The sequence below is a fragment of the Microcoleus sp. B13-B6 genome (genome assembly GCF_036705405.1).
Taxonomy (GTDB): Bacteria; Cyanobacteriota; Cyanobacteriia; order Cyanobacteriales; family Microcoleaceae; genus Microcoleus.
Window position 1 is genome coordinate 1 of the sequence record NZ_JAUBUJ010000060.1, and the last position, 18,537, is coordinate 18,537.

An 18,537-nucleotide genomic window follows, 5' to 3' on the forward strand; every position below is an offset into this window, starting at 1 on the left:
AGTCAACAGTCAACAGTCAACAGTCAACAGTCAACAGTCAACAGTCAACAGTCAACAGTCAACAGTCAACAGTCAACCGTTAAACTAATTCAAAACTACCTTGCCATCTTCCTGAATTTGCAGCGATTTTGTATCAGCGTCCAACTCAGTTGTCGCGCCGAAACTGACTTGCAACATTCCCGGCATCGCGGTTGCTTGGGGGCGAACCAGCAGCAATCCGCCGTCTGGGCGCTGGTAAGTGAGGGTGATTGGCACTTGGATGCTTTTAAGCAAAATTTCAGATTGTTCGCCCAGAGTGCGCGGCTGGGTGACGCCTACGATTTGATAATTGATGACAGCATTGGTGGTATTCACCAGTTTAATTACTATCATGCCTTCGCTAGGCGTAACTCGCGCACTGGGCATCGGGAAGCGGGCAGGCGCGTCTGTTGGTGTAGAGGGCATCCCGCTGAGGCCCGGACTCGCAGCCGGAGTTGGTTCGCTGACGGGTTCTTCAGTGGCTGCGGGAGTCTCTGCGGGTTGGGAAACGGGTTTTCCTTGTTGGGGCGGTGGGCCGCCGGCCTGGGAAAGTGTTGCGATACTAACGAGTAAACCTCCGCAGGTGGCTGCTAGCAAGCTGATTTTTTTAAACGGTAGATTGTGGCGAAACATAAATAACTCCTCACAAGTTCGATCGAGGTTGTCCAACACAGTTCATGTTAATCTATGCGGGAATTGAATTTTAATAGCTTGGTTTGGGCGCGAGGTAAGAAGAATCAGGCTTGAGGGGGAGATTTTTTTTAACCGCAGAGGGCGCAGAGGGCGCAGAGGAGGAGGGGAAGTTTTAGAGGTGGGATGCTTCTGATTTGTGGGCGGGGAGGGTGACGGTAACGGCGGTACCTCGATCGACTTGGCTGTCAATGCGGATTTGGCCGCGGTGATTTTCGACAATTGCTTTGGCGATTGCTAATCCTAAACCGGAACCTGCGGCGCTGCGGTGGGTTCGGGCGGGATCTACGCGGTAGAATCGATCGAACAAATGCGGCAGGGCTTCTGCGGAAATCCCGATGCCGGTGTCTGTTACTTTGATTTGCAGCGCTGGATTTAACATCGGCGAATTTCTTTTGTTTTTAGCTGCAAGTTGCAATTCTACTTCAATTTCGCCGGCAGAGGGCGTGTACTGCACGGCGTTGCTGACGATATTGGTAAACAGTCGGGCTAATTGATCCCAGTCGCCCAACAGTGTAAAGTTGTCCTCAGCGTTGGGCAGATCGACAATTTCCAAAGAAAGAGAGAGATTTTGGGTAGTGGCGATCGCCTGTTGTTCTTCAATTACCTCCATCAGCAAAGCATCGAGGGGAACCTCAATCCACTGCTGCTGAACGATACCGCTGTCTTGTCTGGCTAAAAACAGCAAATCATCAACCAAGCGCCCCAAACGCCGCGTTAGGCGTTCGATAACTTGTAGCTGTTGATGCTGCTGCGGTTCGATATCCGGTTCCGCCAAAGCTACTTGGACGTTAGTTTGAATAGTGGCGATCGGATTTCTGAGTTCGTGAGAAGCATCAGCGGTAAACTGTTTGAGACGCCCGTAAGACTCCCGAATCGGTGCCATCGCCAATCCCGACAGCAGCCAGCCAATAGCTGCAACGCAAATTAGAGTTAAACTCGCGCCCAAAATCAAATCGAGAATTAATTGGCGGATGGGTTTTGTCACTTCAAACCAAGGATGGCTGACTCGCAAATATCCCAGAACTTGGCGGCCGATTTGTACTCGCTGCGTTACTTGTCTGAGAGAATAGTTTTGATCCGACTGCAACTTATTATTAATTATCCAAACTGTTTCGCCGGTGCGGTTAGCGTGAATGGGAATATTCAGCGGTTCCGATAATGTAGACCACAGCAATTCGCCCGTAGGACTGAACCATTCTAAATCAATGTGGTCGTCTTCTACTGCATCGGTGCTATCTCGAAAACTCGCTTGAATATTAACTTGTAACTTAATTTTATCTTCTCTATTAGGGAAATTTAGCGGTTCGATAACGAGAGTTCGCTCTATTACTTCTACAACATGATTGAGGGTGTCGTCAATGCGATCGATTAAAGTAGTGCGGACGTATAAATAGAAACCAGTGGCGAATACAAGTAACAATACAGCAGTAACGGCAGTATACCAAATAGCGAGGCGGCGACGGGTAGCTTGAAACATATTGCGAAGGAAGTTCGGCAACGGATTGTGTAATTGATTCAACAGATTTAACTCATATGTTGCACCATTCTCAATTAGCCTTTTCTGAACAGGCAAGATGCCTGTTCCACAAGAAAATCTATTCTTTGTGGAACAGGCATCTTGCCTGTTGCTGACGCAAGATGCCTGTTCCACAAGAAAATCTATTCTTTGTGGAACAGGCATCTTGCCTGTTGCTGACAATGGTGCAACATCTCAGTTTAACCAATTTAATAACTATAACCTTCTTATCTTCTCTTCTTCTCTTCCTCCGTGTCCTTCGCGCCTTCGCGGTTCGTTAAAAAAAGCCTTGTTCGCAAATTATATCAAAAAACTCTAACAACTTTCCCTTCTTGATACTTCAGACAGATGTCGAGAGAGTAGTCACCCTAGTATTATAATCGCTAAACTTTTTAGGTAAAAGCCTGTGAATAAATTTTTATTTCGAGCCGCGATCGGGCTATTAATGGCATTTTTTGGAGCAATCACCTATTTTACAAACGACGTACAAAATCCGGTAACTGGAGAAAGACAGCGAGTGCAGCTTTCTCCCCGCCAAGAGATAGTTTTGGGGTTGCAGGCGCGAGATAAAATGGCCGCGCAGCACGGGGGGCTTTATCCCAGCCAGAGTCTTCAGCAGTATCTCGATCGAGTAGGAGCACGAGTTGTCAACGGTTCGGCCGCGAAACAAGCGGGTTATCCGTTTGAATTCCACCTGCTGCGAGATGCCCAAACTGTCAATGCTTTTGCTCTACCTGGCGGACAAGTTTTCATTACCGCCGGACTCCTGGGGCGGCTAAATTCCGAGGCTCAGTTGGCCGCTATACTGGGGCACGAAAGCGGTCACGTTGTGGCGCGTCACGGTGCGGAACACTTGGCAAAACAGCAGTTGGGCAGGTCTTTGGTAACGGCGGTTGGAGTGGCTACTAGCGACGATCGCGGGGGCGGGCAGCAGGCAGCATTAATTGCTCAAGCTGTCAATCAAGTTGTCGGTTTGCGGTACGGTAGATCCGATGAACTTGAGAGCGATCGGCTCGGTTTTCGGTTTATGACCGAAGCTGGTTACGATCCTAGAGGTATTGTTGAGGTGATGCAAATCCTCGGTGCCGCTAGGAAGGGCGAAGCGCCGCCGGAGTTTTTGAGTTCTCACCCAAACCCGGAAAACCGAGTTCAAAAGTTGCAAGCTTTAATCGCGCAAAATTTCCCTAACGGGGTTCCAGCTAATTTGGTGTCTGGACGCGAAGAGTTTGCTAAAAATGTGTCGGGCGGTTAGCAATAATTGCATCGGGCTTTACAAAAGTTATTACTATAGGCGGATCTAAGTTCGGCTTTGATTTGACACGATCGACTTAATGAGCGATCGAGCAATTGGAAAGTTGAAAATCATGATTGAATCTTGGATGATTATCGGCGGTGTGACTTTCTCAGTCGCCTTCGGTACTCTGTTTTTTAAACTGCGCGATATTAACTGGGCCGTCAAACTTCAAAGACCGGATTGGATGTTTTTTGAGCCTGCTATTCCGTTAATTTGGACGGTGATTTTTGCTTGCGGGGCCGGCAGCGCTACTTTCGTGTGGGAACAGGAACCCAGTAGTCTCAAAACATGGCTGTTGATGGCTTTGTACTTGCTTTTAGAAATTGTCACAGTTGCTTATATTCCTGCTACTCTCAGAGCCAAAAGTCTCAAAGTAGGGACGATTTTGGGAGGGGCTGGCGAGATTTTGGGAGTTGTGTTGACGTTGGCTGTTTTGCCGATTTCTCAAACCGCCGCTTTGTTACTTTTGCCTTACGCGATTTGGGGTGCGATCGGCACTTATACCACTTGGGAAATGATTCAGTTAAACCCGGAAGCTGCATAAATATTCGGTGCGAAATGCTCACCAGAGATAGAGGCAAGGTGCACCGAATATCACCATCCGATTATTGTTAGTTTTGAATTTGCTCAAAGCAACAGTGGCTGGTTAACCCACCCATCAAGTGAGGAAATCCGCTTAACAGTGTGTGGGTATTTGGTGAGAAAATAAATGAATAAAACTGGTTTAAATTAAAGGATGACGGTTATCAATGGCAATTAAAGACCAGCCCCAACCACCTCGTTTTCGGCAAATTAGCAATATTTTGTTATTGCTCTCAAGTCTGTTTCTGCTGGCCAATATCTTTTTGCCGAATTTGTTCGGCCCGCAAATTCCGCAAGTGCCTTACAGCTTGTTCGTCCATCAAGTACAAGAACAAGATGTAGTGCGAGCTTCGGTAGGTCAAAATGAAATTCGCTACCAACTCAAAGGCGAAGGCGATAAACCCGGTCAAGTGCTCTCCACTACGCCGATTTTTGACCTGGAACTTCCTAAACTTTTGCAAGAAAAAGGCGTTGAATTTGCGGCAACTCCCCCGGCTAAAAATGGCTGGATCGGCAGTGTTTTAAGCTGGGTAGTGCCGCCGCTGATTTTTGTGGCGATTTTTCAATTTTTCATGAACAGGCAGGGCGGCGGGCCACAGGGCGCGCTCTCGCTGGGCAAAAGCAAAGCTAAGGTCTATGTAGAAGGCGAATCGGCGAAAATTACTTTTGCTGATGTGGCTGGAGTAGAAGAGGCTAAAACTGAATTAGTCGAAGTTGTTGAATTCCTGAAAACTCCCGATCGCTTTACGGCAATTGGCGCGAGAATTCCGAAAGGCGTGCTGTTAGTCGGGCCTCCGGGAACGGGCAAAACGCTGTTAGCAAAAGCAGTAGCTGGTGAAGCTGGCGTGCCGTTTTTTAGCATCTCCGGTTCGGAGTTTGTGGAACTGTTTGTAGGTGTTGGTTCTGCAAGAGTTAGAGATTTATTCGAGCAGGCTAAGAAACAGGCTCCTTGTATTATTTTCATTGATGAATTGGACGCGATAGGCAAATCTCGTAGCAGTAACGCTAGCTTCGGTGGGAATGATGAGCGCGAACAAACTCTCAATCAATTATTAACTGAAATGGACGGTTTTGCGGCGGGCAATACTACGGTAATTGTGCTGGCTGCAACTAACCGCCCGGAAAGTTTGGATGCTGCTTTGTTGCGCCCTGGCCGTTTCGATCGCCAAGTTTTAGTCGATCGCCCGGATTTATCTGGCCGCGAAGAAATTTTGAACATTCACGCTCAAAAAGTCAAGCTGGGCCCGGATATTAATTTGAAGGCGATCGCCACTCGCACGCCTGGTTTTTCCGGCGCAGATTTGGCAAATTTGGTGAATGAAGCTGCTTTGTTGGCGGCGCGCAACAAACGCCTAACTGTAGCACAGGAAGACTTTGCAGAGGCGATCGAACGCATCGTGGCTGGCTTGGAGAAGAAAAGCCGCGTGCTCAACGAAAAAGAGAAAACCATTGTTGCTTATCACGAAGTCGGCCACGCAATGGTGGGTGCTTTGATGACTGGTAATGGCGAAGTTGCCAAAATCTCGATCGTCCCTCGCGGTATGGCTGCTTTGGGCTATACTTTGCAGTTACCGACTGAAGACCGTTTCTTGTTAGATGAGTCGGAATTGCGGGGTCAAATTGCGACTTTGTTGGGCGGGCGATCGGCTGAGGAAGTGGTGTTTGGTAGCATTACTACTGGCGCTTCAAATGACTTGCAAAGGGCGACTGATTTAGCTGAACGGATGGTGACGACTTACGGGATGAGTAAGGTTTTGGGGCCTCTAGCTTACGATCGAGGTCAACAATCAATGTTCCTCAATGACGGTATGGGAAATGCCCGCCGTGCGGTAAGTGCTCAAACTGCTGAGGCGATCGACCAAGAAGTGAAGGAAATTGTCGAAACTGCACATCAGCAAGCTTTGGATATTCTGAAAGCAAATCGGGAATTGTTGGAAACAATTACGCAGAAACTGTTGGAAACTGAGGTGGTGGAAGGTGACGCACTTCGCGAATTCCTCCGTCAAGTGCGGCCTTTAGATAAGGTGGCGGCTTCAGTTTAACAGGGTTGAATAGGACTTACCCATGAGAGTCCAGAAACCGGGTTTTTACGAGAAGACGCGCTGTAGGCGCAGATTCGGTAAAAAACCCGGTTTCTTTATTGGGAGTAGAGGCCCAGAAACCGGGTTTTTACGAGAAGACGCGCTGTAGGCGCAGATTCGGTAAAAAACCCGGTTTCTTGATTCGGAGTTCGTAAATCCTGTTTAATTAAACCGTTGTAGAGATAATTCAGCTTAAAATGTCCTCTGGATTTATCCCCATTTCTCGTAGTTTTTCAGATAGGCGATCGGCTTTTTGCTGTGCTTGTTCCATCTGTCTTGACAACTCCACATAAGACAAAAATTTCAGTCCGTCGGGACGATAAATTTCCAAGTCTCCCGATGCAGTTTCAAAACGTATCTCCAAACGCGGACTTACCCAACCTTCTATTGATTCAATATAGTTGAGTTCTCCGTCACTTCGCACCCAACCCATTAACTCATTATCCTCTGGAGCATAGATATAATATTCTTCGACTCCATAATTCTCGTAGAACTTAAACAGCTTAAACATTTCTCCCAGTCGGTTGCCGGGGGAGATGATTTCAAAGACAACTTGCGGCGCAATATTATCTTCAAGCCACTGTTGGTAGGAACCTCTGTCGCCTTTTGGTCTGCCAAAAGCTACCATAATATCAGGTGCTTGGCGTGTTTTGTTATCTCCTTCGACGGGATACCACAGCAAGTCACCTGCTACAAAGACATTTTCGTTGTCTTTGAATAAAGCATCTATTCCGCCTTGAATTTTGACGATTAATTGGAACTGTTTGGTGTTGTCAGACATTGGTTTTCCGTCGCTGTCTGGGTAGATGATTTCTGGCAAGGTTTGAGTAGGAATTGTTGCGGTCATGGGATGACTCCATTGCTAGCAGCATCAATTTATATTTTATATCTATTTTATACGACTTACGCATTGAGCATAGAAACCGGGTTTTTATTGATATTGGTGCAACATCTCAGTTACAACCCTTTGATATACTGCCTGAATACAGGTGAAAGAGTGTAAAGACTTCCTTCTTTTTCTATCAAGCAGCGTCGCGATAAAGATTGCAGCGCGTTGAGTAAATCCGATGATGATAGTTGTCCTTTTTCTAGTAATTTTGCTATGTTGACTGGCTGGTTTTCCCTAGCCAACAAAGACATAACTTGTTTTTCTAGTTCGGAAGTGCGATCGAACTGCTTCTGTAAAACATCTTTCAAATCTTCCGGGAACAATATGGTATCATCTAGTAATAATTCTATCGCCCTGATTCCCAACTCTTCAATCAGATTCCCCACAGTTTTTTTTTACCATAACGGGTTGCCTTGGGAGAGGTGAATGAGTGCTTATTAGTTGTCGATTTATTCTAAGCCTTTATGTCTAATGTATATGAAATTTAGCCGATGGGGGACAAAGTTGAACATTTTTTGACTAGACAAACTTTTGATTTATAAGTATCATAATAATAATTCTGCAAATTAAGCGAGTTAGTGGGGGAGAGTTTTGGACATTCATTCTTGGTCACGTATTAAAAAGTTGGGCTAGTTAAGAGGTAGGTGGATGAATACTCTATTTTTAGATATGGAGTTTGGGCCCATTTATGGTTCTAGTAGAGCAGACTTCTTTCCAACAGAAATTGGTGCGGTGATATATGATTTAAAGCGCAAGGAGCTTTTATTGGAAAGCAAAAAATTTTCCTATGATGTAGACATAGTTGTCAGAAAAAATATTATCAATGACATTGGTAAAACTGTTGGATTCTCGGAAAGAGTTGCCAACATTGAAAGAGGAGAGTATCAGAAAATATTCCATCCTAGCTACCGATTAGAAAACTCTGATAAAGTTCTAGCCAGAGAGCTACGGTCTAAATGCCTAAAGGAATTACGCGAATACATTCACAACCTGTTTAATAGGAATAAAGTTGACCAGATTGTATTGTTTGGTGGGAGAGAGGATCTCAGGCTTTTGAAAAGGGCAAAAGTCAATAAGTCGAATATTCAAGTCATTGACATACAACTTATTATTGAAAAAGAGATAGGCTATCTCTTTTCTCTCGATAAAATATCGTTGATTATCGGATTTTATGCTAAAAATAAATCCTTTGGCTCAAATAATTTTCAGTATAAATTTCCCTCAAAGTATAAATATCAGATCAAACCTCATCGAGCACTTGGAGATGCTTGCAGAATTTTCATGGTGTGCAACGAGTTTTTTGCTATTAAATCAGAGTTGGTGCAGCAATGTAATATGTACTGCGAAATTAATAAAATTCCTAAAGCAAACGTCAATAAGGTTGCTGAGTGACTACCCTCGCCGCATAAAAACCCCGTGGCAGTGGACGGTTGAAAGATATTGGTGTATTGCAGCAAATACCAAACAGCGCGATGATTCTACGAGTTGCGCGATCGCCCTTCACGCACAAAAGGGGAGCGCATGAAACCAATGCAGCAATTACATTATGATTGGTTGGGTGATCGAGTTGGGCTGATAAAAGGCTAATGGCAAGACTCTATTATCGAGGCATGGCAGAAGAAAACGGTAAACCCAAAATGGGACGCAACGCGAGGCTACTGGGAGTCAGACCCAGTATTGACATTGATGTTGAGCAAGTGCCCAAAGAGTGGTTGGATGAACAAGGTTATTTACTACCAGAAACAGAACGCAAGTCTTCAGAGGAGTCTGTCACTGTAGCCATTAGAAACACAAAAGGAATGTCTGTATCCCTCTCTATCGAAGGCTTACCACCATTCCGCAAACCCCCAAAATTTGGCGGAACAGGAAAAGATCCTCTTTGGCAGATTGACGACAGCAAGATCCTCGGAGATATTGAAGCTGTGCAAGATAGTCCAACTCATGTGAGTATTTTGCCAAGCGCTACAATGCTTTTAGAGAAATATGAAGCAGCCCTCGCCCAGACACAGAGCGAATGGGAAAAAGTTTGATAGTTTAATTTACTCAACGGGAGAACAGAAATGGCATGGGTGTTTAGCTTATCGGCTGAATGTGGCACAAAGCAATCGGAAGCACAGCAATTTGCTCAATATTTCAATGAAATTTCCTGGGTGATCTCAAACGGTAGACATTCCCAATGTCGGGCAGAAATTTTTCAGGACATAGAAGAAAATTGGTGGTGTCGAGTTTGTCCAAGTGGCATCAGTGAGATTGGCATTGACACTCCAGAAAGTGCTTATTTAATGACGGAAATAGGTATATTTCTGTATCAGAGTTTGCGGTTTGCTCCACCGTTTCGGTATGCTTTAGTTGGTATGGAAGTAGATGAGTTTAGAACCTACAGCGAATTGATTGAAGAGCCTGCCTTGGTTTTTCCTGGATTGGTTTTAGCTGAAGCTGTTTGGCAAGCAACGGGAGCATCTTCGGTTTTTCGATCGTTCAGTCTTGGATATGTTTGGAAGCCCTATGAAGGTGAAGTTTATAGACCACTACTAGCATCACCGGACTTAAAGAACAAGCTGGATGAATTGCTGAGCGTGGGGTAAATCCTTTTAGTGGAGACCTCGCCCCCCGCCTATCTAATTTACACCCAACAAACCCAATCAACTCAGTAGTCTTCGCGATCGCACCCTCAAATCTTTAGGCGGTTTTACTTGCCTTCTTCTTTTTTCGATAGCGCGATTCTGCTATTGTTTGTTTGGTAAACTCTATTTCCTCAAAATCGACCTGCATCACAGCCGTCTTAAACTCCAGCCCCAAAACACAGCTAATTTCAAGGAGTTCCATATAACTAGCACCTTGATAATCTTTCTTCTCGTGTTCCTTAAGGCGTTCAGGGTCCATATCCAACCTTTCTGCTAGTTCTTCCACGCTGATTTTTGCTGCCATTCGAGCTTTAATTAAAGCATCTGATAGTTTATTGAAATTCTCAACTACAAGTTCGATCGGCTTACTCTTGTCCCACGCCATCAATCGTTCATATTCTGCTATTTCTTCGTGCAACTGATCCAAATGGCGCTGAATCGAACCTCTACCAGCATCCCATTTGAGGAAGTCCTTTCTTTTTGCTTCTTCATCCCGCTCCATTGCTGCTAGAGTTTTGTTGAATTTTTGCACCCAATCTTTGCTGACTCCGTACTCAAATTCATTTTTAATCACGGTTCCCACCTCATTAAATCGATCGCTATAATTCCTTTCTTGTTTTGCCCTCTGTCGCTTTGAAAAAATTCAAAGGAATTTTCTCCGTAATTGCCTACAGGTTCGTCTGAGGGAAAAATCTCCCCTCGATACTTAGCTTTTTGGGCATTTCGATCCTGATGATTGAACAATCTAGGAGCATTGATTCTCAGATACTCCCTGTCTACAGTTTCTCTATCGTAACAAGCATCAAAATCATTAGGTTTGTCTTTGCTGGTAACAAAACTACCATCAATATAGATAGTTCTAGCACCTGCCGCTTTTAACTGAGTCATTGCCAGTTTCAACCCCTTTATCATGTTCTTTCTGGGAACAGTCGTACCAAATCTTTCCTCAAACTCCTCCCATTCGCACCAATGAACTCCCCGTGGTAGATTGCCGTTTTCATCGAATTCTGGAATCACTTACTCACACCCGCGCCGCAAATTAGTTGTGCGAGTCGATCGTACCACAGCTACCATTATAAACAAACAAAAACCAGGTTGGTTCAAACAACCTGGTTTTTCAATATTCTTGCTGCATTTTCGATCGATCAAATTCCGGGCACGTAGGCCATAACTGGAGTACCTTGCTGCTGCTGCGCGATTTCCAAAAGGCGTTGAATGCGCTCCTCTGTCGGCGGGTGAGTGCGGAAAAGTGACTGCAAACCTTTAGTCGAAAAAGGATTAACAATCAGCAGCGGCGACATCGCAGGATTGCCGTGCATGGGAATTTCATGACCCATTTTCTCTAATTTTTGCAGCGCGTTTGCTAAACCGATCGGGTTATTGGTAATTTCCACCGCACCGCTGTCGGCTGCAAATTCCCTCGTCCGAGAAATCGCCATTTGAATTACGGTTGCTGATAGCGGTGCTAAAATGATTAAAAACAGCAAGCCAAACGGATTGGCGCCTTGTCTGCTATCCCGTGTTACCGGGCCGTAAAGCGCTCCAAAAGTAAGAATTCGCCCGACAAATGTAATTGCACCGGCAATTGTTCCTGCAACTGCTTGAGTGAGGGTGTCGCGGTTGCGGATGTGTGTCAGTTCGTGCGCTAAAACGCCTTCCAATTCTTCGCGGGAAAGCAGCTTGATGATGCCTTCAGTAACTGCTATTGTCGCGTGTTCCGGGTCTCTCCCTGTGGCGAATGCGTTGGGAGATTGAGTAGGAACTAGAAATATTTTCGGCACCGGAATTTGGGCTTTTTCGCTTAGCGATGCTACCATATCGTAGATTTCTGGTGCTTCGCTGCGGGCGATCGGCTGAGCGCGGTAAGCCATTAACGCGGCCGTGTCGGAATAGTACCAAGAGCTAAAACTTGAGAAGGCGGCTAGCGCTAAACCGATGTAAAGTCCTTGCTCGTTGCCGATTAAATAATAACTTCCTAAAACGAGAAGGCCGCTTAGGAGTCCTAAGAGAGCGGCGGTTCTGAGTTGATTTGTTCCTAACATGGCGGGTTGAGGGCGATCGCTATTTTGATATTTTTGAGCTTCTAATTAGATTTTCATATTTGGGGGCGATCGCGCCTCTATCTGCCGAAATAACTGCTGTCGCCAATAGTAGTATTTCAAGTTTTCAGTCAGAAACTGGGAATGCCTCTGGAGGCTCTCTCGCCTGCTCTCAAGAGGGGGTAGAGCCGCAGGATATGACATTTCCAGACTCTGCTTGGAAACTAGATTAAACGAGATAGCCATTCTAAATACCCTGTGACTGCAATTACGGTATAATTGGTGAATATGACATAGTAAAAATTCCACATAAATCATGACTATCGATATAGAGATTTTTCAAACTCTCGTCAAGATGCCAGAATCTCTCAAACAAGAGATATTGCATTATGCAAAATATTTACTTGAAAAACACGCAAAAACTGAATCATCTCAAGAACAACTTGAACAACCTCATGGTTATGGTAGTTGGGCAGGTCAGATCGTTATGTCTGATGATTTCGATGAACCGCTGGAAGATTTAAAGGAATATATGTAACATGAACTTCCTTTTAGATACTCATGCCTTTCTGTGGTATTTGCTTGGCGATTCCAATCTAGGTAGTAAAGCAAAAGAAGCGATCGATACTAAAACAGGTTTGTATTTTAGTATTGCCAGCCTTTGGGAAATCTCTATTAAAATCAATGTCAGTAAGCTTCAACTGAATCGGCCATTTGAAGACCTGCCGAAGGAATTGCAATACATTAACGCTCAAATTCTACCAATTACATTTGAAGACACTGAGATTTACGCAGGTCTTCCTCTGCATCATCGAGATCCTTTCGATCGCATTCTGGTAGCACAGACGATGAATCATTCGCTAGTTTTGATTAGTCGTGATGAGGCTTTTGATGCTTATCCAATTCAGCGGGTGTGGTGATGAAGAAGGCAAAAATTTTATCAGTAAGCCCAGATAACAAAAGAGAATAGCCAGATACTCGACTTGTTTAAGAAGTCGGCTATCTGGCTATTAGGTAGAATTCTCCAACCCTAAACCGCTTGCACTTGCTTTTCCTCAACAGCAACAGGTTCTTGATATACAGTTTGAGACTCATTAGCCAAAAAGTCAGCCAATTGAGCTTCAATTTCATCCCGCACAATTTGGCGGTATTCCAGGAAATGCTCGTTGTGAGCACACACTGTTAAATAATGATCCCAAACAGCAGGATTGCGTTTGAGAATGCTGAACAAATGATGCCAAAACTTCCAGCGAGTTTTGCGCTTGACTCCCTGCCGCCAAACCACAGTTAGCAGTGCTCGCAAGTCTATCCAACTGGGAACTCTTGCAGGTATCTTTGCTGTGGGTGCACCTAACATTAAGAAATGGCGATAAGTCCGGTCTAAATATTTCTCAGCATCGTACACTTCGCAGAATGCCTCGACATATTCGCGGGCAATATCTTCGAGAGGCCGCGTCGGAATGAAGTTCATCAAGGTAGTCTGGTTGAGGTTGCCAGATTTGTCGCGCAACCGCCCTTCTTTTGCTAGTCTGTGGGACAATGCAGTATGCGGCAAAGCTTGCAGCATTCCAAAGGTTGTGCTCGGAATAGCTGCTGCTTCGGCAAACTTGACAATCCGCTGACCGGCACCGGGTTTTTCCCCGTCGAATCCGATGATAAATCCGGCCATTACTCGCAAACCGGATTTGGCGATTAACTCTACGGATTCGATCAGGGAATTGCGGGTATTTTGGAATTTCTTGGTCATTTGCAGGCTTTCTTCATCGGGAGTTTCAATCCCTAGAAACACTGCATTGAAATTGCAAGCAACCATCATGTCCATCAATTCTTGATCTTGGGCTAAATCGATGGATGCTTCTGTGTTGAAAGTAAACGGGAATTTGTGTTCTTCTTGCCAGACTTTTAAGTCTTTTAGCAACAGTTTGACGCTGCGTTTGTTGCCGATAAAGTTGTCGTCTACCATGAACACGCCGCGCCGCCAGCCCAAGTTGTAGAGATAGTCTAATTCTGCTATCAATTGTTGGGGGTTTTTGGTGCGAGGTTTGCGGCCGTAGAGGACGATGATATCGCAGAATTCGCACTGGAAAGGACAGCCTCGGGAAAATTGAATTGACATTGAGTCGTAGGCGTCTAATTCCAGCAAATCGAAGCGGGGGACTGGGGTTGTGGTAACATCGGGTTTTACGCCGTCCGATCGATAAATTCCGCTTTTTTCGCCGCGCCCTATTGCTTCGACAAACATCGGCAAGGTGATTTCGCCTTCGTCGAGAATCAGGTAATCTATGCCCGCTGCTTGAGGTTCTTCGGGTACAGAGGTGGGGTAAGGGCCGCCACAAGCTACGGATTTACCGCGCCGTTTTGCTTCGCGAATTATGTCTAGCAAATCTTCTTTTTGGACAATCATTGCCGAGAGAATAACGAGCTCTGCCCATTCCCATTCTGCTTCGGTGATTTGTCTAATATTGCGATCGACTAACTTAAATTCCCATTCTTGGGGTAAAATAGCTGCTACCGTTACCAAACCCAGCGGTGGCAGCAGCACTTTACGATCGACTAATTCTAGGATTTTCTCGTAAGACCAAAATGTTTTCGGAAACAGCGGGTAAACTAAAAGAACTCGCATTATATGTTAAACCTCACCAAAAAACTGGGTCTGAAGCCCCGTCCTTATAGGACGGCTTTACATTGAATTAAATCCCCTTTCGGGGTCGGAGAGGGAATTTTATGCAACCTCTCCGATTTTTGGGGAATGGTTGCCCCAAACTCCCATTTCTGGGGTAAAGTTAGCTTCGACAAAGTTATAAAGGCTTGCGCCGGCTAGCAGCACTGTCGAGCGTGACCTTAAGACTGTTTAACCACTAGCGACAGAGCAAGGGACTAGCTTCGCATCAAGCGGGTGTCGTGACCTAAATAACGTAGCTATTTAAAGCTTAGTCTGGTCAGAATGGCCTGTTAGATTTCTCTTTCAAGCCTCACGCCTTTAGGCTGAGGTTTCTGACGTTAAGGCTAAAATTACGATCTTGCACTCGATCGAATATCTGGCGAGGGGTGACACCCCCTAAGACCAACAAAATGAGCGCAATTTTTAGCTTGCAGTTCCCTGTTAAAGTGTGCAAATGCTGATATCTTATCCTATTTGACCCTTAATTGACGATAATCGCATTTAAAAAGCATGGGACTAAGGCAAAAAAGAATTTGAAACACTAGACTTGAATAGCATAAAGAATTAGGGATGGGCTAGAAGCCCATCCCAAAAATTGTTTTTCTTGTGGGATGGGATTTGAGAAGCGCAAAAATAATTAGGGACGGGCTAGAAGCCCATCCCACAATCTTTCTTGTGGGATGGGCTTCTAGCCCGTCCGATTATTGGTGCGGAGTGTACGGACTAATTTGAATCTTTGCCTGGAATCCCGCTAGTTCTTAACATATCGGCAACTGTGCCGCAGTAACTCGGCATTCCTATGCTTTCGGGATTCACAAGATTTTGATAGGTAAAATGGCGGTAGCTGATGCAAAATCTATCCCAAGCAGCCACCTGAATTCGGAACAGCCAAATAAAGAAATCGGCTAGCCAAGGTGACAGAGTAATCCTAAAAAATATCTTTTTATTCAAATACTGGCAAGCTTGTTCTACCACTTCGTTAGCTGTAATCGCCGGATTTCCTAGCACAAAATGTCGCGGTTCCTCGGAAGCAGGCGGATGTTCAACTAAATAATTAACTACTTTAGCAATATCTGCGCCGTGGATGAAGTGAAAACTACCATCTGCCTTAAACCAGCGAATCAAACCAATCCATTTAGCCACAAGTGGCAGGCCCGATGACAAGTGAGAGACTGGTTTTTCGGCGTCTCCTCCCAATACTAATGTCGGGTAAAGTGCCGTAATGGGAGCCACATTTTTTAAGGCAGACAAATGCACCATGCAGTTGTATTTTGAGCTGATATAATCTGTCCCCAGTTCCCCGGCTTCTTTGAGCAAATTGTTGTCTCGACCCAGAATACTTGCTGTTGAGAAATAAATTACTTGTTGGCAAGTCTGTGGCGAAAGTAGTTGAATTAGCTGGAGAGTTTTGGTTACGTTAACATCAAAAACCTCTTGAGTTCCTCCCCAAGCAGTAGCTGCTACAATTGCTACATTTATTGTTTGGAGAAGTTCGGCAAATTGCTCGATATCTCGCATATCGCCTTGTAATATATGGATGCCGGGGCGGGCTTTCCAGTCGAATTTTAATTTTTCGGGGTTGCGAACTAAGAGGTAAAGTTCGTGGTTTGTTTCTTGAATCAAAGTTTCGGCCATGTAGTGACCGATACAGCCACTTGCACCCGTTATGAAAATTTTTTTGGCGTTCATTTTGCAGAAGGGGAAGGGGGGGACGGCAAGGGGGAGAATAGGGCTGTTTCATTCTCCTGCAATCTGCCAGGGGTTTCAACCCCTGGCTAATAGCAAAAGTCGGTTGAAACCGACTGAAGAGCACCATTGTTAATAAAGGGCTTTTTTGTGGCTGGGGGCGGGTTTATTTAACCTGTCTGCACTCTTTAAAGCTATTGGTGAACCCGCCCCTACGGGATGTTTTATTGGCAAGGGTGCTCTTCGGTGAGTTAAAACTGAGATCTTGCACCATTCTCAATTAGCCGTAGGGGCGGGTTCGCTAACAGCCTTAAAGCTTGCAAATAGGTTCTATAAACCCGCCCGACCCCACGAAAAATCCTCTTATTGATATTGCTGCAAGATGTCAGTTAAAACCGACTGAAATATTAATCTTTAGTCCTCTTAAGAGGACTTTAGCTATGAGACAGGGGTTGCAACCCCTGTCGGATTGTCGGACTCAAGCAGCAACTGCAAGCAATTTGTCGGCTTGTTTTGCCGTTTCAAAGAAGAAACGCACGTTGTCTTCGGGAGTTCCCGGTAACACGCCGTGTCCCAAGTTGAGGATGTGTCCGCGCGGGCCCGCTTTGCGAATTGTATCAAGAATTCGATCGCGAATAAACGGTTGAGAACCAAACAACACGCCCGGATCGAGATTTCCCTGAACGTTCATATTGGGGCCCAAACGTCGGCGCGCGTCGGCCATGTCAACCGTCCAATCGACGCTGATGATATCGGCGCCGGATGTTGTCATGCGTTCGAGGAGGCCGGCGCTACCGGTGACTAACAGAATTAGTGGGGTGTCGGGATGGGTTTTTTTGACTTGCTCAAACACCTGTTTCTGGTAAGGTAAAGCGAAGGTGTCGTAGTCTTGCGGAGACAGTTGCCCGGCCCAGGAGTCGAACATTTGCACTACTTGCGCGCCGCAGTCGATTTGATAGCGCACGTAAACGGCGATCGCATCTGCGAATTTTGAGAGCAACTGATGCAGTAAAGTTGGATCGGAAAATGCCATGTTTTTGATGATGGCATAATCCTTAGAACCTTTGCCCTCAACGGCATAGGCCGCCAGCGTCCACGGCGCGCCGACAAAGCCGAGCACGGTGGATTTGTTGCCGACTTCCTCGCGCAGGGATTTCAGGATTGTTTTGATAAACGGCAAGCTTTCTTCCGGGTTCAGGGGTTGCAGGTTGTCGATTTGCTGCTGAGTGCGGATGGGTGAGTGGATAATCGGGCCTTTGCCTTCGGCGATGTCCATGTCAATACCCAAACCGGGCATGGGTGTGACAATATCGGAAAACAGAATTACGCCGTCGGGTTGAAACGCGCGCCACGGCTGAAGGGAAACTTCGATCGCAACTTCGGGAATTTCGGAACGTTCGCGAAACGAGGGATACTTTTCTCGCAAATCTCGATAAGCCTTCATGTAGCGGCCGGCTTGACGCATCATCCACACGGGCGGGCGGTCTAGGGTTTCGCCGCGGGCTGCCCGCAACAACAAGGGAACTTCATTTAATGCCGACATTTTAACTTTTCTCTACCTTAGATATTTCAATGCCTTTGGTAGCTTACCACTGTGCGATCGTCCTTTTTGACAAAAAATTCATCTGTCAGCGGGGAGGGAGATGAGGGGAGTGGCTGAGTTCGATTTTGGGGAGTCGGAGTCAGGTTGGTTGCGAGGCTGGCGGTAAATTAGCTGAAATGACATTTTTGCGTCGTGAGCCTCGCAGCATTGCTGGGTAAGGGTTTCAGGGATTATTTGTGAGCGAACACAGGTTTGATTTCCATGAAAAATGCTTGAGCCTCGCAAATTGCCTCTGGACACTTTGCGCTGTAATAGGGTGTAAGATGGAGGTCTCCCCACTCGCTGGGGAAACTAATTGAATGGAAACATTACTTTTAGTTTCCCAATTCATAAATATTACCTCTTAAACTCCCCACTCGCTGGGGAAACTAATTGAATGGAAACTTAGAGTTTGGTCCATGTCCGCAACTAAAAGCATTGTGACTCCCCACTCGCTGGGGAAACTAATTGAATGGAAACTTAATAGGTAAAGTTGTAGATAAAGAAGATAACCTCCCCACTCGCTGGGGAAACTAATTGAATGGAAACCCAAACCCTACCAGATCCCGGATTTTAGTAGTTTGTACTCCCCACTCGCTGGGGAAACTAATTGAATGGAAACTTGACCTCAGCTACTTTTTTACTTACAAACCGAGCGCCGACTCCCCACTCGCTGGGGAAACTAATTAAATGGAAACGCAAAATTATCAGCAGTAAACCGATCGTCTGATGGATAATTTCTCCCCACTCGCTGGGGAAACTAATTGAATGGAAACTTGTTCGCCACGCGACGGAGACGTATTTTCCGGCAACCACTCCCCACTCGCTGGGGAAACTAATTGAATGGAAACTGAGAGGTGTCGAAGGAACT

20 protein-coding genes and 1 CRISPR repeat array (1 of these 21 only partly in view) are annotated in these 18,537 nt (G+C 45.7%); of the genes, 10 read left to right on the plus strand and 10 right to left on the minus strand.

What is annotated here, in order from left to right:
* Positions 1 to 84: 84 nt before the first annotated feature.
* Both QUB35_RS23620 and QUB35_RS23625 read right to left on the minus strand, forming a co-directional pair.
* Positions 85 to 651: a hypothetical protein gene (locus QUB35_RS23620; RefSeq protein WP_333144128.1), complete on the minus strand. Its 567-nt coding sequence runs from the start codon at positions 649 to 651 to the stop codon at positions 85 to 87.
* A gap of 172 nt (positions 652 to 823) precedes the next feature.
* Entirely contained in the window at positions 824 to 2,188 is a 1,365-nt protein-coding gene (locus QUB35_RS23625; RefSeq protein WP_333144175.1) for an ATP-binding protein, read from the minus strand.
* A gap of 97 nt (positions 2,189 to 2,285) precedes the next feature.
* On the opposite strand from QUB35_RS23625, the gene QUB35_RS23630 reads away from it, so the two are divergent.
* From QUB35_RS23630 to ftsH4, 4 genes are all read left to right on the plus strand, one after another.
* Positions 2,286 to 2,546: a hypothetical protein gene (locus QUB35_RS23630; RefSeq protein ID WP_333144129.1), complete on the plus strand. Its 261-nt coding sequence runs from the start codon at positions 2,286 to 2,288 to the stop codon at positions 2,544 to 2,546.
* Between the two features lie 87 nt (positions 2,547 to 2,633).
* Positions 2,634 to 3,479, plus strand: a complete 846-nt coding sequence (locus QUB35_RS23635) for a M48 family metalloprotease (RefSeq protein WP_333144130.1) — start codon at positions 2,634 to 2,636, stop codon at positions 3,477 to 3,479.
* A 112-nt stretch (positions 3,480 to 3,591) separates the two neighbouring features.
* Positions 3,592 to 4,065 (plus strand): tryptophan-rich sensory protein, encoded by a 474-nt coding sequence (locus tag QUB35_RS23640; RefSeq protein ID WP_333144131.1) that lies wholly within the window; start codon positions 3,592 to 3,594, stop codon positions 4,063 to 4,065.
* Between the two features lie 205 nt (positions 4,066 to 4,270).
* A complete protein-coding gene (gene ftsH4 / locus QUB35_RS23645; protein WP_333144132.1) occupies positions 4,271 to 6,145 on the plus strand; it encodes an ATP-dependent zinc metalloprotease FtsH4 in 1,875 nt (624 codons plus the stop codon).
* Positions 6,146 to 6,371: 226 nt separating this feature from the next.
* Here ftsH4 and QUB35_RS23650 read toward each other — a convergent pair whose 3' ends face one another.
* Positions 6,372 to 7,031 (minus strand): Uma2 family endonuclease, encoded by a 660-nt coding sequence (locus QUB35_RS23650; protein WP_333144133.1) that lies wholly within the window; start codon positions 7,029 to 7,031, stop codon positions 6,372 to 6,374.
* 110 nt (positions 7,032 to 7,141) lie between these two features.
* The gene (locus tag QUB35_RS23655) at positions 7,142 to 7,459 is read right to left on the minus strand and encodes a hypothetical protein (protein WP_333144134.1); all 318 of its coding nucleotides are present in this window, start codon (positions 7,457 to 7,459) and stop codon (positions 7,142 to 7,144) included.
* A 262-nt stretch (positions 7,460 to 7,721) separates the two neighbouring features.
* Between QUB35_RS23655 and QUB35_RS23660 the strand changes: the two genes are divergently transcribed.
* The 3 genes from QUB35_RS23660 (at position 7,722) to QUB35_RS23670 (ending at position 9,658) form a co-directional block, all read left to right on the plus strand.
* The gene (locus tag QUB35_RS23660; RefSeq protein ID WP_333144135.1) at positions 7,722 to 8,465 is read left to right on the plus strand and encodes a hypothetical protein; all 744 of its coding nucleotides are present in this window, start codon (positions 7,722 to 7,724) and stop codon (positions 8,463 to 8,465) included.
* A 194-nt stretch (positions 8,466 to 8,659) separates the two neighbouring features.
* Entirely contained in the window at positions 8,660 to 9,103 is a 444-nt protein-coding gene (locus QUB35_RS23665) for a Tse2 family ADP-ribosyltransferase toxin (RefSeq protein WP_333144136.1), read from the plus strand.
* A 30-nt stretch (positions 9,104 to 9,133) separates the two neighbouring features.
* Positions 9,134 to 9,658: a hypothetical protein gene (locus QUB35_RS23670; protein ID WP_333144137.1), complete on the plus strand. Its 525-nt coding sequence runs from the start codon at positions 9,134 to 9,136 to the stop codon at positions 9,656 to 9,658.
* A 94-nt stretch (positions 9,659 to 9,752) separates the two neighbouring features.
* On the opposite strand, the gene QUB35_RS23675 is transcribed toward QUB35_RS23670, so the two are convergent.
* The 3 genes from QUB35_RS23675 to QUB35_RS23685 form a co-directional block, all read right to left on the minus strand.
* Positions 9,753 to 10,271 carry a DNA-binding protein gene (locus QUB35_RS23675; RefSeq protein ID WP_333144138.1) on the minus strand — a complete coding sequence of 173 codons (519 nt, stop codon included), beginning with the start codon at positions 10,269 to 10,271 and terminating at the stop codon, positions 9,753 to 9,755.
* The gene (locus QUB35_RS23680) at positions 10,268 to 10,714 is read right to left on the minus strand and encodes a DUF6932 family protein (protein WP_333144139.1); all 447 of its coding nucleotides are present in this window, start codon (positions 10,712 to 10,714) and stop codon (positions 10,268 to 10,270) included. Before QUB35_RS23680 ends, QUB35_RS23675 begins: the two co-directional genes overlap by 4 nt.
* Positions 10,715 to 10,842: 128 nt before the next feature.
* Positions 10,843 to 11,739, minus strand: coding sequence for a M48 family metalloprotease (locus QUB35_RS23685; protein WP_333144140.1), 897 nt, complete (start codon positions 11,737 to 11,739; stop codon positions 10,843 to 10,845).
* Between QUB35_RS23685 and QUB35_RS23690 the strand changes: the two genes are divergently transcribed.
* From QUB35_RS23690 to QUB35_RS23700, 3 genes are all read left to right on the plus strand, one after another.
* Positions 11,727 to 11,969: a hypothetical protein gene (locus QUB35_RS23690; RefSeq protein ID WP_333144141.1), complete on the plus strand. Its 243-nt coding sequence runs from the start codon at positions 11,727 to 11,729 to the stop codon at positions 11,967 to 11,969. The genes QUB35_RS23685 and QUB35_RS23690 overlap by 13 nt on opposite strands.
* A gap of 83 nt (positions 11,970 to 12,052) precedes the next feature.
* Positions 12,053 to 12,274 carry a type II toxin-antitoxin system VapB family antitoxin gene (gene vapB / locus QUB35_RS23695; RefSeq protein ID WP_333144142.1) on the plus strand — a complete coding sequence of 74 codons (222 nt, stop codon included), beginning with the start codon at positions 12,053 to 12,055 and terminating at the stop codon, positions 12,272 to 12,274.
* A 1-nt stretch (position 12,275) separates the two neighbouring features.
* Positions 12,276 to 12,656 (plus strand): type II toxin-antitoxin system VapC family toxin, encoded by a 381-nt coding sequence (locus tag QUB35_RS23700; RefSeq protein ID WP_333144143.1) that lies wholly within the window; start codon positions 12,276 to 12,278, stop codon positions 12,654 to 12,656.
* A 110-nt stretch (positions 12,657 to 12,766) separates the two neighbouring features.
* Here the strand turns inward: QUB35_RS23700 and QUB35_RS23705 are convergent, their stop codons facing one another.
* The 3 genes from QUB35_RS23705 to hemE form a co-directional block, all read right to left on the minus strand.
* Entirely contained in the window at positions 12,767 to 14,359 is a 1,593-nt protein-coding gene (locus QUB35_RS23705) for a B12-binding domain-containing radical SAM protein (protein WP_333144144.1), read from the minus strand.
* A 762-nt stretch (positions 14,360 to 15,121) separates the two neighbouring features.
* Positions 15,122 to 16,087: an NAD(P)-dependent oxidoreductase gene (locus tag QUB35_RS23710; protein WP_333144145.1), complete on the minus strand. Its 966-nt coding sequence runs from the start codon at positions 16,085 to 16,087 to the stop codon at positions 15,122 to 15,124.
* Positions 16,088 to 16,562: 475 nt separating this feature from the next.
* The gene (gene hemE / locus QUB35_RS23715; protein WP_333144146.1) at positions 16,563 to 17,627 is read right to left on the minus strand and encodes a uroporphyrinogen decarboxylase; all 1,065 of its coding nucleotides are present in this window, start codon (positions 17,625 to 17,627) and stop codon (positions 16,563 to 16,565) included.
* Positions 17,628 to 17,958: 331 nt separating this feature from the next.
* A CRISPR array of direct repeats spans positions 17,959 to 18,537; the repeat unit is 36 nt; unit sequence CTCCCCACTCGCTGGGGAAACTAATTGAATGGAAAC; it runs 127 nt beyond the window's last position.

Bases quoted from the DNA above. Each gene is read 5' to 3' on its own strand.
- ftsH4 (WP_333144132.1), top strand. From the start codon at position 4,271: ATGGCAATTAAAGACCAGCCCCAACCACCTCGTTTTCGGCAAATTAGC.
- QUB35_RS23625 (WP_333144175.1), bottom strand. From the start codon at position 2,188: ATGTTTCAAGCTACCCGTCGCCGCCTCGCTATTTGGTATACTGCCGTT.
- QUB35_RS23620 (WP_333144128.1), bottom strand. From the start codon at position 651: ATGTTTCGCCACAATCTACCGTTTAAAAAAATCAGCTTGCTAGCAGCC.
- QUB35_RS23670 (WP_333144137.1), top strand. From the start codon at position 9,134: ATGGCATGGGTGTTTAGCTTATCGGCTGAATGTGGCACAAAGCAATCG.
- QUB35_RS23660 (WP_333144135.1), top strand. From the start codon at position 7,722: ATGAATACTCTATTTTTAGATATGGAGTTTGGGCCCATTTATGGTTCT.
- QUB35_RS23650 (WP_333144133.1), bottom strand. From the start codon at position 7,031: ATGACCGCAACAATTCCTACTCAAACCTTGCCAGAAATCATCTACCCA.
- QUB35_RS23665 (WP_333144136.1), top strand. From the start codon at position 8,660: ATGGCAAGACTCTATTATCGAGGCATGGCAGAAGAAAACGGTAAACCC.
- QUB35_RS23640 (WP_333144131.1), top strand. From the start codon at position 3,592: ATGATTGAATCTTGGATGATTATCGGCGGTGTGACTTTCTCAGTCGCC.
- QUB35_RS23685 (WP_333144140.1), bottom strand. From the start codon at position 11,739: ATGTTAGGAACAAATCAACTCAGAACCGCCGCTCTCTTAGGACTCCTA.
- hemE (WP_333144146.1), bottom strand. From the start codon at position 17,627: ATGTCGGCATTAAATGAAGTTCCCTTGTTGTTGCGGGCAGCCCGCGGC.
- QUB35_RS23705 (WP_333144144.1), bottom strand. From the start codon at position 14,359: ATGCGAGTTCTTTTAGTTTACCCGCTGTTTCCGAAAACATTTTGGTCT.
- QUB35_RS23710 (WP_333144145.1), bottom strand. From the start codon at position 16,087: ATGAACGCCAAAAAAATTTTCATAACGGGTGCAAGTGGCTGTATCGGT.
- QUB35_RS23630 (WP_333144129.1), top strand. From the start codon at position 2,286: ATGCCTGTTCCACAAGAAAATCTATTCTTTGTGGAACAGGCATCTTGC.
- QUB35_RS23700 (WP_333144143.1), top strand. From the start codon at position 12,276: ATGAACTTCCTTTTAGATACTCATGCCTTTCTGTGGTATTTGCTTGGC.
- vapB (WP_333144142.1), top strand. From the start codon at position 12,053: ATGACTATCGATATAGAGATTTTTCAAACTCTCGTCAAGATGCCAGAA.